Below are 14,777 nucleotides of genomic sequence, written 5' to 3'. Positions count from 1 at the left end.
ACTCAATAGTATCTAATTTGCATAAAAAAACTAATCGGAAGATTTTTTCCGATTAGCTCTCTTGTTATTGAATCCTCTTTTTTCTAAAAAGGATCCTTTTTTAAATTTTATTTAAATCTTGTACTATTAGTATCAATTTGAGAATATCAAATTCAAAATATATTAGAATAAAAAAGCATCTAATGCATATTGACCAGGACCTATTAAAGCTAAACCAATTGCAACTGCGAGCAATGTTAGGTTATATTCTAAATTACACTTTATCTTGGATTCGAGATATTAGAACAAAAAAATTAACTTTCTACTCTTTTCCTTACCTTTTTCAACAGTTTGACAAATATCTTTTCCTCATCATTATTTAAAGAGCCAAGCATATAATCAACCAATTCCTGATGCTTTGGCATGATATTCTCCATTAAGTCGTTTCCATCATCTGTTAATGTAACATGGATTACTCTGCGATCATCAGGACATGCATTACGATTTAATAAACCTCTTTGTTCTAATTTATCGATTACATATGTCATTGATCCACTTGATATTAGTATGCTATTCCCAATTTGTTGTATCGTTTGTTTTCCCTTATTGTAAAGCACTTCTAAAACCGAGAATTCAGTAATACTCAGGTTATATTTTGTTAATTCTAACCTCATTCGCTCCTGGACTTCTTTGGCTGTTTGCATTAATACAAGATAAGGCAAATTAGTGCATTTTCTCTCCATTAATTTCACCCCCTGAAATTTATTTTAAATTAAAATATCTTGAATACGAGATAATGATAATACTTAAAATCATTTGTGTCAATACTCTTTTTTATATTTTAAATGTAATTACAAATACATTTCCGGAAGAATTGAAATGAGTGCCTCTGTTTCTTCTTTAACCTCTGCACTATTAACAATCTACAAATTAATTCCCAGCCTAAACCAATTATAAAAGGACTACTCATATAGAGCAGCCCTGTGTCTTCTAATTTATAGTTTTCTCCCATTTGATGCAATTACATCTTTATACAAGAAGATAGCCAGTTCTTAATCTTAAAGCATCCTGATCATTATTAAACCCGTATTTGCCCTGTTCCGTGCACAATGGCTTTTGTGGTAGTAATTGCCCTCAATCCCATAGGACCACGTGCATGAAGCTTTTGGGTACTTATCCCGATTTCCGCACCATAGCCAAATTGCTCCCCATCGGTAAAACGGGTTGAGGCATTATGATACAACACAGCTGCATCAATTGCCTGGAAAAAGAGCCTTACGTTTTGATCATTTTCACTGATAATAGCCTCAGAATGCTTTGTCCCATATTGATCAATATGGTCAATTGCTTCTTTTACATCACTGACTAATTTTACTGCTAAAATCGGCTCGAGAAACTCATTTTTCCAATCCTCCTCTGTTGCCTGTTTTACAAAGGAATAGGTTGATGATAATGATTCATCACCTCGCAGCTCGACACCTTTTTCTCTCAGTGTACTTAATACTTCTGAAATATATGGCCATTTTTCATGAATGAGTAACGTTTCCGCTGCGTTACAAACAGATGGACGGTGCAATTTCGCATTGATTGTAATATCTGCAGCCATTTTCTCATTTGCTGATTCATCAATAAATACATGACAGTTGCCAACACCTGTTTCCAGGACAGGAACTGTAGCATTTTGAATCACGGATTGTATTAAGCCTGCTCCTCCGCGAGGAATCAAGACATCAAGATATTGATTTAGCTTAAACATTTGTGCAGCTGTTTCGCGGCTCGTATCTTCTAAAAGTTGAACGGCATCTTCAGGAATGGCAGAACCTGAAAGCGCCCGCTTCATAACTTGAACAAGTGCTTTATTGGAGTGAAGGGCAGAAGAACTGCCTCTCAACAATACAGCATTACCAGCTTTTAAACAAAGACTGGCGGCGTCAACGGTAACATTCGGCCTTGCCTCATACACCATTCCAACGACTCCGAGTGGTACGCGAACCGTTTGAATGCGTAAACCATTGGGACGTTCCCACGATTCAATTGTTTCACCTATTGGATCCTCTATTTTGATTAGCTGACGTATCCCATCCACTATTTGGTCGATTCTTTCTCCTGAAAGGAGCAATCGATCCAAAAGGGAATCAGATAGCCCTTTTTCTTTTCCTTCTTGAATATCCTTCTCATTCTCTGCGATTATCCATTCTTTTTCATTTAAAATATAATCGGCCATCCTAGCTAAGGCATCGTTTTTTTCCTGGGTGCTTAACATTCCTAAGGCTTTGGATGCTTTTTGTAATTTGATCGCTTTTTCTAACAACTCAGTCATTACATTCACTCCTTCGGCATGGTGACCCAATTATCCCGGTGGATCACTTCTGCTTTTTTGTTTATTGAATAACCTTTTGATTGCTCGCTTGGTAAACCTTTTACTTTTTGTAAATCAAGAGAGGAATAATAACTTTGCCCTTTCCCCACAACCTGGCCTTTTTGGTTACGAACGACAACGACATCTAATGCGTTAAACTCTCCGATTACATTTGTAACCCCTACCGGAAGCAAGCTTTTGCCTTTTTGCACAATTGCTTTTTCGGCCCCTTCATCAATCTCAATAATCCCGCCAACATGAGAGTGATACGCTATCCATTGTTTTCTCATTTGCATTTGCGTTTGGAATGGCCCTCCGATATACGTCCCATCCCCTTTTCCCGCTAAAATATCGGCAAGTTTCTCCCTGCCGTATCCAGTTCCAACAAATACGCTAACCCCAAGTGATAGTGCCTTTTTCGCTGCCAAAAGCTTCGATCTCATCCCCCCGGTACCAACAGAAGAGCCGCTATCTCCAGCTATCCCCAGGAGTTCATCCGACACTTCCGGGATAAAATGATATTTTTTCGCCTCTTTCGATACCTTTGGATTGCCATCATACAGACCGTTTACATCGGTAAGAATAATCAGTGCATTTGCATGAAGAAAGCCACTCACAAGTGCAGACAGCATATCGTTGTCGCCAAAGGTTAATTCTTCAATGGAGACCGAGTCATTTTCATTAATGATCGGGATTACACCTCTCTGAAGTAACTCATTCATAGTTGAAAATAAGTTGTGAAATCGTTCCTGACTATAAAAATCCTCGCGCGTTAATAATATTTGGGCTGGTACAATTTTTAACTCTTTGAATAGTAAAATATAGTTTTGCATTAAAAGCCCCTGGCCGACAGCTGCAGCTGCCTGTTTCCCCGCTACCGTTTTCGGACGCGTTGGATATCCAAGAGAGCCAAATCCTGCGGCAACAGCACCGGATGAAATAAGAATGACATCATGACCCTGTTCTTTTAAATAAGCGAGTGCCTTTACATGGTCATTGATTTTCTGTTCCGAAATGGTCCCTGAAGCATTTGTTAGGGAACTGCTTCCTATTTTTACTACCACCAGTTGTTTCTTCATTTTGTTCGTACCCTTCTTTATAAAATAAAAAAACGACTCTTCCGTCCTTAAAAAAAGGACGGAAAAGTCGTTTCCGCGGTACCACCTTCATTGATGCCGAGCAGAGCGCTCGCACCCACTTTAACCCGTAACGAGGGAAGACGGCTTATGTTTGCATAAGCAGCGCATTGTGGGCAGGTTCAAGCTTTTTTCCGTGAGAAACCTTTCAGCCAATGAGTTTCACTCTCTATCACGTTCCAAAGATTTACTAGTCCCGTACCATTTTCGATTTTAAGATTTATCTGATATTATCCTAAGAAAATGGCTGCTTGTCAAGATAGTTTTTTGAAAATTAAATTTTCCCAAAAATTATCTTTTCCATTTCGGAACTTCATTCCTCTCAAAAATTTATATTATTTCGAAAACGAGCTTTCCTTATACCATTTAGCTGCAGCTTCCACTTCTTCAAAAGTTAATTGGTGACCTCTATTTTCCCAATGAAGATGGACTTTAGCATTTGCATTTACCAATAATGACTCAAGTTCACCGGATTCCAACGGAGAACAAATTAGATCATTGGTTCCAGCACCAATAAACACAGAAATGCCAGTTAAGTCCGGTAAATCAATTCCCCTTAAAGGAACCATCGGATGATGCAGAATAGCGCCTTTTAATGAATCCTGAAAATGAAACAGCAGGCTGGCTGCAATATTAGCTCCGTTGGAATAGCCGATCGCGATTATATTTTTTCGATCAAAATCATATTTTTGAGCTGCTTCATCAAGGAATTCATTTAATTCCTTTGTACGAAACACAAGATCTTCTTCGTCAAAAACACCCTCAGCTAATCTTCGGAAAAAACGCGGCATCCCATTTTCCAATACGTTTCCTCTAACACTAAGAAAAGAGGCATCCTCATCAATTTTTCCAGCCAAAGGCAAAAGGTCCAGTTCATTTCCACCTGTCCCATGGAGCAATAGAAATGTTGGCTTCGTTTCGTCTTTTCCTTTTTGAAAAATATGTTTCATCGTTTCTCTCCTTCCACACTTAAATCAATCTAATTCTCTTAATTTAAAAGGTGCCAAACCTGCTTCGATTTTCCCTCGATGTGATTCGTATTGCGGAGGCAGCATTAATTTTTCACCCATGGTTTCATGGGATTCATCATGAGCAAATCCCGGAGGATCAGTGGCAATTTCAAATAAGATTTCCCCGTGTTCTCTAAAGTAAATCGCATTAAAGTAATTTCTGTCTTGAACGGGAGTAACTCCAAATCCATTGCTTTGAACATATTTTTTCCAATCTAATTGATCCTCATCATCTTTAGCACGCCAAGCAATATGGTGTACAGTCCCAACGCCCATTTTTCCGCGGCCAATCGGAGTTAATTTTAGGTCAATCACATTACCAATATCACCTAAAGATCGAAAACGAATGAAATCTCCTTCTGTTCCGATTTTTTCAAGACCGAGAACATTCTCCAATAATTCCGCCGTTTTATCAGGACGGGCAGATAACAATGTTGCACCACCAAATCCTTTAATCGCAACATCTGCTGTAATACCGCCAAAATTCCACGTATTTACTTCTCCCTCTTCTCGCTCAACAATTTCCAAATGCAATCCATGAGGATCGTTAAATTCTAAGTAGTGCTCTCCAAATCGTTCAATTATTGAATAAGGGACGTTAAACTTTTCTAATCTTTTTTCCCAAAATCCAAAAGAACCTTTTGGAACAACGTAAGAAGTAACTCCAACTTGACCGTCGCCTATCGTCCCTTGGTATGCCCCCGGCCATGGAAAGAAGGTAATGATCGTTCCGGGTTTACCTCCTTCATTACCGAAATATAAATGATATGTTCCAGGATCATCAAAATTAACCGTTTGTTTAACTAATCGCAATCCCAAAATACCAGCATAAAAATCAACATTATCTTGCGGGTGTCCCACGATTGCAGTAATATGGTGGATTCCAATTGTTTTTTTCATAACATCTCTCCTCCTTATCTTCCTTTAAAGTATATAGGAAGACCAAGTATCCATACCGCTATTATTTGAAACTTGGTCACGACCTAATCATCCTTTATTCAAGATTCTCTAGTTCGAGATATTTTAGAATAAAATTGCATCAATTGAGTATTGACCAGGACCTGCAATGGCTACAGCAATCGCTACTACTAATAATGTCAAATTATACTCATAGCCATTTTGTGTAACCCATAGACCATTTGGACCATGCACCTTTACAATTGCCATTACCATTGTTATAGCAATCATTAAGCCGGCAAGCGGTGTAAGTAATCCTGCTGTGAATAATATTCCTCCAAAGAATTCTGTTAATCCAGCCATAAGAGCCATTGTAAACCCAGGTTTCATTCCGATCGATTCCATCCAGCCGCCTGTACCTTTTAGACCATAACCGCCAAACCAACCAAATAGTTTTTGTGCACCATGACCAATAAATAATAATCCAATCACTAAACGTATTAATAATAATCCAATATTCAACATTTTCTCTTCCTCCAAAATAGTTTTTGTTTAAAACGCCCAAGCTAGGTTTATGACCCACTCTTTTAAGGACTCTGATAATTTGCTGCTTCTCCTCTTAGTTCCTTTTCCATCTCACCGCCTCCAATGAATTTTATCTCGAATTAAAATATCTTGAATATGAGATAATAATAAAACATAAATTTAATTACGTCAACCATTTTTTTATTAAAATATCTCTTAAAAAATGACTCAGGAAAAAGAAAAAAGCATCGTTTAGATGCTCAGGTTGTCGAAAAACTCTCGATAGCCTTTTATTTCATTTTCTTTAACAATTCGCCACGTTAATTTGTTATATCGTTATTATTCCCCTACCTGGAACTGTCCTAAAAAATAATCCGAAACCTTCAGTGAATCTAGTCTTGCAGCGACAAAAGGCGGTTTTGCACATTTTACACCTTCCAATGGTAAACCAAGCCAGAAAAGCTGCCGGTCTATAATGATAAACGGAAACGGCAAACTTTCTTTAAGCCATTCATCCGGTAATAACTCCGTCCAATGTTCCTCTGAAAAAATAGTTAGTTTAATACCTTTTCCGCGATTTTTCAGTTTTTCCTTCCATTGCTCCGACAAAGCTGTTTTCACCGGCAATGAGATAACAATAGAGGCCCGTGCAGAATTAATATCTTGGAACACTTTTTCCAGTTTACGTGCATGCATCCATTGTAATCGTGGGTGTTGATTCTTAATCCACGTACCAATTTCTTTTGTCCTGATGGCTTGTTGATACCTCTCCTGGTGTTCGATAAGCTGCCTTAAAGTTTTTCCATTGTAGACATGTTTTCGAATAAAGGATTGATTACTGACATGAACGAATTTTCCTTTAGTTCTCGTTATGGCAACATTAATCAATCGTTCGCTATCTTTTCCCGTTAAAAGCATACCTGCACGTTCCTGCGGTTCACTGTCGGTTGTGTCAAAGATCATCACATCCCGCTCACTGCCCTGCAGTCTATGTACTGTTGCAGCAATGATATCTGCTGATAAACGTTCTTTTTCATATAAGTCCTCTAATAATAATTCCATTAAATTCGCTTGTGCACGGTATGGTGACACATAGCCAATTGATCTTGCCCCGCCCAGGTATGATTCATGAATGACTTGAAAAGACAACAGCAATTGCCATAGATTCAATCGTGAATTAGATGTTCTCTCATTCATACAATGTGCCCCTGTATAGCTTGTATCCACAAGTACTGCTGCCTGCTTTGGAAACGGTGTTTTTATGACAATTTTATTTCTGCTTTTTTGAACACTTTCATGATCACCAACAAGAGAATGATAGATGTAATGATTGGTGAAAGCAGATATATCCGGATGCATTCTCCGTTGTTCTTTTAATAAAAATAAATGGGGATGCAGTTTCCCAGCCTTTACCCACTCAACGACACCTGCTCTGTGAAAAATGTCCTCTTTAAGCCACTTCGTGACTAACGGATCCCTTGACGATGCAATCGGTGGTAATTGTTTAAAGTCACCGCAAATGATCACTCTTTTTCCAAGCGTTGCAGCAAATGCTGCCTGCGGGACATAAGCCATACTTGCTTCATCAACGATGACAACATCAAATTCCTTTTCGTAAATTGCCGGGTCACCGGCAGCTTTTGCCAGTGTGGTCCCAACGACAAATGCATCTTTTACAAACTCGATTTCTTTTTGCCGTATTTTTTCTAGAACTCTTGCAATCTTGGTCTCAATCTCTAATAAATGGTTAGAATCCCTTTTGCTAAAAGAACGCGCTAAATCTTGTTTCAGTTTTCTTCTTTCTTCTATTAAAAATTCCCTGTCTTCAGCAAGATGCGGGTCCTGCTTTTGTAGTAACTGACCCGTCGTTACAGCATCTGAAATCGTGAGAGCGGACCCGGTATTAAAACCGTATCGAAGCACATCTCCTTCATGGAAACGGTTTTTCTTTTTAATAAAGGAGGAAATTTCACTTAAAATGACATCGACTGCTTGATTACTATGAGATAAAATCAGTACCCGATTTTCGTGAAAATATTTATTTGCGGCAACTCGCGCAAGTGTATAGGTTTTTCCTGTACCGGGCGGACCCCAGACAAAGGTTACGGAATTGTATTTCGATCTTAAAACGAGCTCATGGACATTGCTTTTAATTTTATCTATTGGGTGCTTTGATGGCATCGAGGGATCCATTAATTTTTTTACTCGTAATCGTTTTTGTTTATTTTTCTTTATTTCATCCAGCCTTTGGATAAGGTGTTCGAGCAGCTCCCAGGGATCGTGATATAAATATGCATCCTGGATTAAATCCCCAAATGATTGCTCCATTGCAAGTATCACGCCCTTACCTTCTGATGAAAGCACACGTCCGTTCTGCTTGCTGCTCCCCCACTCAAGTCTGATAGAAGACCCAACGGGAACCCGAAGCGGAGCAACAGTATCAAAATAGTAGGTAAAAGTACCTTCACTCGAGAGAAGCCTGCCATTAAATAAAAGAAATTTGTTACTTCCGTATTTTTTCAAATGAATAATTTCATTTTGAAGTGCTTGCTGCCATTCTTTAATATATGTTATGACCTTCATTAAATAAATCCCTTCTATATGAACGTTCTCTGCATATTCTTAATACAAATGGAGTATTGGTTCTTTTTACGAAAATTTTTATTTTTAATCCCTAAGAGGAGGAATATTTCAAAATGAGTGAATTGGAATATTTAGAAATAGACCGGAATTTTAAAAGTTATTATAGAACACTTCGTGATGTGAATTATTATCTTACTAGTAATTATGATTCTGAAATAAATAAATTACAAACTGCTTCCGAAGTCTTAACGCAATTAATTTATGGGTTTATTCGTATTAATGGAACACCATTAAGAGAGATGAACCGCGAACAATATGAAAAAGAAATTCTTATTTTTCAAGATGATTTTCTTAGTATAATACAAAATAGCGGTGAAAATGATGTTGATTTCGATAATTTCACAGCACTACTTGATGAATTAATTGGAATAGCGCACCAAAGAACAGATGCACTTCGCAAAATCAAAAGAACAAAGCAAGAAGAAATAACCGTTAATGAAGAGGATGTTAGTGAGGAAAACAACGGTTTAGTGGATTTAGACAATAATGATATGAACAATGAAGAAGCTAAAGAAGTAAGTGATGATGTTGAAGGTGTAGGCGTTAATTTTAGACATACGAGTGTTGATGTTAGTGATGTGAATGTTGAAGATGAAAATGTAAGTGTGGCAGCCGAAGATGTGGATGATGATGTTGAAGATTTGAATGATGATGATGATGTGAGTGATAATGAAGTTGTTGATGAATATGATTATGATGATGATGATGATGATGATGATGATTATGATAATGATAATGATGATGATGACGATGTGAGTTTGAATGTTAATGATGATGACGATGATGACGATGTTAGTTTGAATGTTAATGATGATGACGATGATGATGACGATGTGAGTTTGAATGTTAATGATGATGATGTTGATGTTGATGTTGAGAGTGTGTATGTTGAAGATGAAAGCAGTGAGCCTAATGAGGTAAGTAGTGAGCCTGAAGATGCGAGTGAGTATGAAAGTGAAAGTATTTACCATTATCGGCCAAAAAGAAGAAGATATAGATAAAAATAATAATGAAAAGACCGAATTGGTCTTTTTTTATTACGGAATTATACGGAAAAAGTCCGACATTTTTTATAAATATGCAAAGCTGTTCATTTAGTATTCGTCGATTTGTGAATTATTCACCTAAAAAAACACCCGTTATTTCCAATAATGAAAATGACGAGTGTTCATATCGATAAAAATTAAAGAATTTTATTTAACGAGTCGGTTAGGGTTTGGACGATAAAATCCAAATCTTCCTGTGGAATGTTTAGAGGCGGTGATAAGATTAAAACATTATTAAATCCGGCAACTGTGGTTCCGTTTCTACCAATTAATAAACCCTTCTTCTTGCAATTGGCAATCACCTGATTAACGAGTCCATTATCCAAAGGTTCTTTAGTCTTTTTATCCTTTACCAGCTCAATTCCCATCAGAAGCCCTTTTCCACGGACATCCCCCACATAAGGGTGGTCCTGCAACAGATTCGATAAATCATTTAATGTCTGCGCACCTAAATCATGTGAGCGATCAAATAATTTTTCCGTTTCCATAATTTCAAGGTTTTTCAAAGCCAGAGCACATGCAGCGGGGTTTCCGCCAAATGTATTAACATGACGGAAAAAGTCATATTCCTCCGAACCTTTAAACGCTTCGTAAATTTCTTTTCTAACAGCTGTTGCGGAAAGTGGCAAATAGGCGCTGGTTATTCCTTTTGCCATCGTAATGATGTCCGGTTTCACTCCATAATTCATAAAGCCAAATGGCTTACCGGTACGGCCGAAACCGCAAATAACTTCGTCAACAATTAAAAGTGCGCCATGTTTTTCACAGACCTCTTTTACTGCTTTCATATATCCATCCGGTGGAACAAGGATTCCGCCACCTGTAATGATTGGTTCCATAATCATAGCAGCAATGGTTTCACTTAATTCCCAGGTCATCGTTCGATCAATTTCTTTTACTGATGATAATTCACTAGGCTCTGAAACATTACAATCATCCCGGTAGGAATCCGGCGGTGAAACATGAATAAACCCTGGTGCAAGCGGCTCATACTTGTATTTTCTTTGTGCCTGCCCCGTTGCAGCTAGGGCTCCCATTGAATTACCGTGGTAGGCCCTGTAGCGTGATATGATTTTGTATCGGCTATGCTCGCCTTTTTGCTGATGGTATTGACGAACGATTTTAAAGGCTGTTTCGTTAGCCTCTGAACCACTATTTGAGAAAAAGATGACATACTCATCACCAAGCAGTTCATTTAACTTTTCAGCTAGTTTAATAGCAGGTACATGACTTTGTGAAAGTGGAAAATAAGCCATTTCCTTCAGCTGTTCGTATGCAGCTTCCGCCAGCTCTGTCCTTCCGTGGCCAACATTGACACAAAATAAGCCAGCCATAGCATCTAAATAACGATTTCCATCCGCATCTGTGACCCAAGAACCTTCAGCCTTTGTTGCAACAATCGTCGCCTTTGGATTATAAGGCTTCATCGCATGCCATACATATTTTTCATCCTGCTCCAGTAACGTATCTTGAGAATTACTCGTTTGAACCATTCCTTTTCCTCCTGCTCCTATTTCTTTATATTGATTAGACCCCCTAATAGTTTGCTTACTCACAATTTTCTATTTAGAATCTTGAAGTGATCATTTTTTTACGAGTATAGAAGTTTAAGCCATCCTTACCGTTAACATGAAGATCACCGTAGAAGGAATCCTTCCATCCCGAGAATGGGAAGAAGGCCATTGTTGCCGGTACCCCAACATTTATTCCCAGCATACCCGCATCTGCTTCTTCACGGAATTGACGGACAGCTTTGGCACTATTCGTATAGATGGTGGCACCGTTCCCGAATCGGGATTTCCGGATATATTCCAAGCCTTCATCAAGGTCTTTCGCACGAAGCAAGCTCAATACAGGTGCAAAGATTTCTTCCTTCGCAATCGTCATATCGGTAGTTACCTGATCAAAAATAGTGGGTCCTAAGAAATTCCCTTCTGGAAGTTCATCCATTTCTCTACGTCCATCCCTAATAAGATCCGCACCTTCCTCTACTCCTTTTTCAATATAGCCAAGAACCTTATCTCGATGTTCTTTTCGAATTATCGGTGTTAATAAAACTTCTTCATCCATCCCATTTCCAATCGTTAATTCATCCGCACTTTTCTTTAGGGCAGCTATAAATGGAGCATTGTCACCAACAACTACAACAGCACTGCATGCCATACAGCGTTGTCCGGCACTTCCAAATGTAGAACTTATAATATTTTGAACGGCTTTATCCAAATCGGCATCAGGCATGACAATATGATGATTTTTCGCACCGGAAAGGGCCTGAACTCTTTTTCCTTCGGCTGCGGCACGCTCATATACATACTTGGCAACAGGCTGGGAGCCAACGAATGAGATGGCAGCAATATCCTTATGGTCGAGCAAGCCATTAACAACATCATGAGCGCCGTGAACCACGTTTAAAACCCCAGCCGGGGCTCCGGCTTCAAGGAATAACTCTGCTAATCTATTGGCTAAAATAGGTGTACGCTCAGATGGTTTTAAGATAAAAGTATTTCCGCAGGCAATTGCCATTGGAAACATCCAAAGCGGCACCATCATTGGAAAGTTAAATGGTGTAATGCCTCCCACAACTCCTAATGGAAAACGGAACATTTCGGAATCAATGTCTTCAGCAATTCCGGAAAGGGTTTCACCCATCATTAATGTAGGAGCACCTGCGGCAAATTCGACACACTCAATTCCCCGCTGAACTTCTCCATACGCTTCCTTGTAAGCCTTTCCATTCTCCAAAACAATTAATCTTGCTAGTTCTTCATGGTTTTCTGTTAACAAATGGTGAAACTTAAATAAGATCCTTGCACGTTTTGGAACAGGAACATTTTTCCATGTTTTAAACGCTTCTTTTGCAGCTGCAACTGCTAGATCTACATCTTCCTTGCTTGAGACCGGCACTTTTGTCAAAAGTTCATTGGTTGCGGGATTTGGTACATCTAGTGTTTGTTCACTGGTTGAATTTACCCACACACCATTAATAAAATTCTTTAGAACCGCTGTATCATTTTTTATTACGCTCATATTTCGCCCTCCTTATTTCTTAAAAAATTTAATGGGATTGTACATAATATGAAAACTTTATAATGTAATTATCTCGTAATTTGAAAATTCTTTCATTAGACAGAATGTAAAATTAGTTCCTTCGTTTTATCGACAAAATGAACACTTCTTCTACCTTCTGTCTATTTCATTTGTAAAAAAATAAATCAACGGGTTTTAAATTCCTTCTTATGGGTAAATGGCGCAGCATAATCGTTTACCAGCAGCATAAATTCAATTGCAATCCTTTTTTCATGCTCCATAAAGTCATTTCCAAGAAGGCTTTCCAGTTTTTGAATTCGATGATAAAGTGTCTGCCTAACAATAAACAGCTTACTCGATGTTTCCTGCTTTGAACCATTGCACTCTAAATAGGTTTTTAACGTCTCAAGAAGTTTACCGTTATATTTTTCATCATACTGGATTACGGGTTGTAAGTATTCCATGGCAAGCTCTTGTAAATCCATATGCTTGCTCATTTTTGAAATAAGGCGATACAAATGTAAATCTTCATAAAAATAATAAATTTCTTTCTTTGTCATTTTGTGTTGAATCCGAATGGTTTCCTTAGCGGAATAATAGCTCTTATGTACATCACTTAGAGTTCCAATAAACCTTCCTGCAGCAATAAACATTTTTGCCGAGCTTTGTTTTCTGATAAACTCTGAGTCTTTAATTAATTCAATTGCTTTTTTTATCCGTTCCTTCAAATTTGTTTTCGTCCGATTATTCAGTAGAATAAAAATAATTTCGTTTCTTTTTTCCACCGCAAAAACTGCAAAACCATTTTGTTCAAAAACAGAACGAAATAATAATTTTAAATACGTAACATCAGATTTACCTTTAATGGAAAAGAATTTTGTGATTAAAACCACTGCATCACTCGTTGTTGTTTTGATTCCGTGCTCGAGCAAATAATCGTTAATGCTCTCGAGCGGCTGCTCACCTTCAAGCCAGCCCTGTAACCATTCAAACTCTTCTACTCTTTTCTTTTCTTCTACATACAAATCTCTTAATAGATGCTGAGCTAAAGCAATTGCAGTTCGATCCAAAATTAATAAATCAAATTCACCGATGGGAATTTCACTCGAAAAAATGACCAATTCCGCATATTCCTGACCGAAGAGATAAATTGGTGAAAAAGCAAAATGATCATTAGGTTGCTTTTTTGTCTCCTCAAGCTGATGAATGATCGGAATCTGATCTGATGATTTAATTTCGGGAACAAATTCATATTCCCTGTCTTTTATACGAAATATGATTTGGACATCTAAAGTAGCAAAAATAAACTGAAGAATATCCTCATACGTTTCAATCGATAATAGCCGTTTATTTAGGTTTTGTGAATAATTTTCTAAATCGGAAATCATCTGATATTGCTGATTGATAATACGGGAATGGATATCCTGAGTGATTTCCACAAACGGAACTTCTTGTTGAAAAACAATAAGTGGGAATTGATGCTGATTGGCTATATCGATAACTTCTGCAGGAATCTCCGAGACATAGGTCCCCATCTCAATACAAAGCCCTGCTGCATTGAATTCAATTAGTTGTTTGACCATTGAGACAAACAAATCGGCATTTTCCTTCCATGCTACCCCTGTGGATAAAATTAGTTCATCACCATTTAATAGTTTTCGTATACTAGTTACTTCCACTACATGAACCCATTTTACAATTCTGTGTATGCCCTCTTCCCCGGCAATCAAAACTGCATTTTCAAAGTGCTTTCTCCCCAAAATATCGGCAACGGTAAGTTGTAAATGTTCCTTCATCCTTTTGGTCTCCTTGAAGTATATATTTAATAAATAAACAAAAAAGGATTGGCACCTATTATCCAATCCCCTTTGCTCAAGCCTGAAGTAAATTATTGAATGATTGGGAAGTATTCTTTGATTTCATTAAGCATCGTTACATATTCCTCTTTATCAATAAAATCATCTACCTCCCAATTTTCCAGAATCCATGCCACTAAATCTGCTGGTGAATTGAAAACCTCACCGCTTGAGTCTGATTTTCGAATCATGTAACGGCCATTATCCTCATCAATTGTCACAACACATGGATACGCATTATCTTTAGATTTTAAAAAGAATTCCATCTACTTCCCCTCATTTCGTAATCTTTTCTTCAA

The 14,777-nt window shown here is 37.9% G+C and carries 12 protein-coding genes and 1 pseudogene; 1 reads left to right on the top strand and 12 read right to left on the bottom strand.

The genetic code is table 11. From position 1 onward, the window contains the following. Positions 1–162: 162 nt before the first annotated feature. The 8 genes and pseudogenes from AC3ANV_RS11835 to AC3ANV_RS11800 form a co-directional block, all read right to left on the bottom strand. Positions 163–249, bottom strand: a pseudogene (locus AC3ANV_RS11835) (oxidoreductase); the annotation flags it as partial. 44 nt (positions 250–293) lie between these two features. After that, a complete protein-coding gene (locus AC3ANV_RS11830) occupies positions 294–722 on the bottom strand; it encodes a MarR family winged helix-turn-helix transcriptional regulator (RefSeq protein WP_488313779.1) in 429 nt (142 codons plus the stop codon). 335 nt (positions 723–1,057) lie between these two features. Then, positions 1,058–2,299, bottom strand: coding sequence for a glutamate-5-semialdehyde dehydrogenase (locus tag AC3ANV_RS11825; RefSeq protein WP_488313778.1), 1,242 nt, complete (start codon positions 2,297–2,299; stop codon positions 1,058–1,060). Positions 2,300–2,304: 5 nt separating this feature from the next. Further along, on the bottom strand, positions 2,305–3,417 hold the full coding sequence (proB, locus tag AC3ANV_RS11820) for a glutamate 5-kinase (RefSeq protein ID WP_488313777.1): 1,113 nt from the start codon (positions 3,415–3,417) through the stop codon (positions 2,305–2,307). Positions 3,418–3,809: 392 nt separating this feature from the next. Further along, a complete protein-coding gene (locus AC3ANV_RS11815) occupies positions 3,810–4,424 on the bottom strand; it encodes an alpha/beta hydrolase (RefSeq protein ID WP_488313776.1) in 615 nt (204 codons plus the stop codon). A 24-nt stretch (positions 4,425–4,448) separates the two neighbouring features. Beyond that, positions 4,449–5,384 (bottom strand): ring-cleaving dioxygenase, encoded by a 936-nt coding sequence (locus AC3ANV_RS11810; RefSeq protein WP_488313775.1) that lies wholly within the window; start codon positions 5,382–5,384, stop codon positions 4,449–4,451. A gap of 123 nt (positions 5,385–5,507) precedes the next feature. Beyond that, a complete protein-coding gene (locus tag AC3ANV_RS11805) occupies positions 5,508–5,906 on the bottom strand; it encodes a DoxX family protein (protein WP_488313774.1) in 399 nt (132 codons plus the stop codon). Between the two features lie 339 nt (positions 5,907–6,245). Beyond that, on the bottom strand, positions 6,246–8,489 hold the full coding sequence (locus AC3ANV_RS11800; protein ID WP_488313773.1) for an AAA domain-containing protein: 2,244 nt from the start codon (positions 8,487–8,489) through the stop codon (positions 6,246–6,248). A gap of 113 nt (positions 8,490–8,602) precedes the next feature. Here AC3ANV_RS11800 and AC3ANV_RS11795 point away from each other — a divergent pair, with 113 nt between their 5' ends. Further along, positions 8,603–9,550: a hypothetical protein gene (locus AC3ANV_RS11795; RefSeq protein ID WP_488313772.1), complete on the top strand. Its 948-nt coding sequence runs from the start codon at positions 8,603–8,605 to the stop codon at positions 9,548–9,550. Positions 9,551–9,732: 182 nt separating this feature from the next. Here the strand turns inward: AC3ANV_RS11795 and AC3ANV_RS11790 are convergent, their stop codons facing one another. The 4 genes from AC3ANV_RS11790 to AC3ANV_RS11775 all read right to left on the bottom strand — a co-directional run bounded on the left by AC3ANV_RS11790 (position 9,733) and on the right by AC3ANV_RS11775 (position 14,744). Next, positions 9,733–11,088: an aminotransferase gene (locus tag AC3ANV_RS11790; protein WP_488313771.1), complete on the bottom strand. Its 1,356-nt coding sequence runs from the start codon at positions 11,086–11,088 to the stop codon at positions 9,733–9,735. A gap of 73 nt (positions 11,089–11,161) precedes the next feature. Further along, complete coding sequence (locus tag AC3ANV_RS11785) at positions 11,162–12,622, bottom strand: CoA-acylating methylmalonate-semialdehyde dehydrogenase (RefSeq protein WP_488313770.1); 1,461 nt, start codon at positions 12,620–12,622, stop codon at positions 11,162–11,164. A gap of 185 nt (positions 12,623–12,807) precedes the next feature. Then, entirely contained in the window at positions 12,808–14,418 is a 1,611-nt protein-coding gene (locus AC3ANV_RS11780; RefSeq protein WP_488313769.1) for a PucR family transcriptional regulator, read from the bottom strand. 92 nt (positions 14,419–14,510) lie between these two features. Next, positions 14,511–14,744, bottom strand: a complete 234-nt coding sequence (locus tag AC3ANV_RS11775; RefSeq protein WP_488313768.1) for a hypothetical protein — start codon at positions 14,742–14,744, stop codon at positions 14,511–14,513. Positions 14,745–14,777: the final 33 nt, after the last annotated feature.

The organism is Neobacillus sp. DFD-2R (assembly GCF_057747865.1).
Note: the sequence above shows the minus strand (reverse complement) of the source record. Positions and strands in the feature narration are given on the sequence as shown.

Coding starts and splice junctions, on each gene's coding strand:
- AC3ANV_RS11795 (WP_488313772.1), top strand. CDS start 8,603: ATGAGTGAATTGGAATATTTAGAAATAGACCGGAATTTTAAAAGTTAT.
- AC3ANV_RS11815 (WP_488313776.1), bottom strand. CDS start 4,424: ATGAAACATATTTTTCAAAAAGGAAAAGACGAAACGAAGCCAACATTT.
- AC3ANV_RS11805 (WP_488313774.1), bottom strand. CDS start 5,906: ATGTTGAATATTGGATTATTATTAATACGTTTAGTGATTGGATTATTA.
- AC3ANV_RS11810 (WP_488313775.1), bottom strand. CDS start 5,384: ATGAAAAAAACAATTGGAATCCACCATATTACTGCAATCGTGGGACAC.
- AC3ANV_RS11825 (WP_488313778.1), bottom strand. CDS start 2,299: ATGACTGAGTTGTTAGAAAAAGCGATCAAATTACAAAAAGCATCCAAA.
- AC3ANV_RS11830 (WP_488313779.1), bottom strand. CDS start 722: ATGGAGAGAAAATGCACTAATTTGCCTTATCTTGTATTAATGCAAACA.
- AC3ANV_RS11800 (WP_488313773.1), bottom strand. CDS start 8,489: ATGAAGGTCATAACATATATTAAAGAATGGCAGCAAGCACTTCAAAAT.
- proB (WP_488313777.1), bottom strand. CDS start 3,417: ATGAAGAAACAACTGGTGGTAGTAAAAATAGGAAGCAGTTCCCTAACA.
- AC3ANV_RS11775 (WP_488313768.1), bottom strand. CDS start 14,744: ATGGAATTCTTTTTAAAATCTAAAGATAATGCGTATCCATGTGTTGTG.
- AC3ANV_RS11780 (WP_488313769.1), bottom strand. CDS start 14,418: ATGAAGGAACATTTACAACTTACCGTTGCCGATATTTTGGGGAGAAAG.
- AC3ANV_RS11785 (WP_488313770.1), bottom strand. CDS start 12,622: ATGAGCGTAATAAAAAATGATACAGCGGTTCTAAAGAATTTTATTAAT.
- AC3ANV_RS11790 (WP_488313771.1), bottom strand. CDS start 11,088: ATGGTTCAAACGAGTAATTCTCAAGATACGTTACTGGAGCAGGATGAA.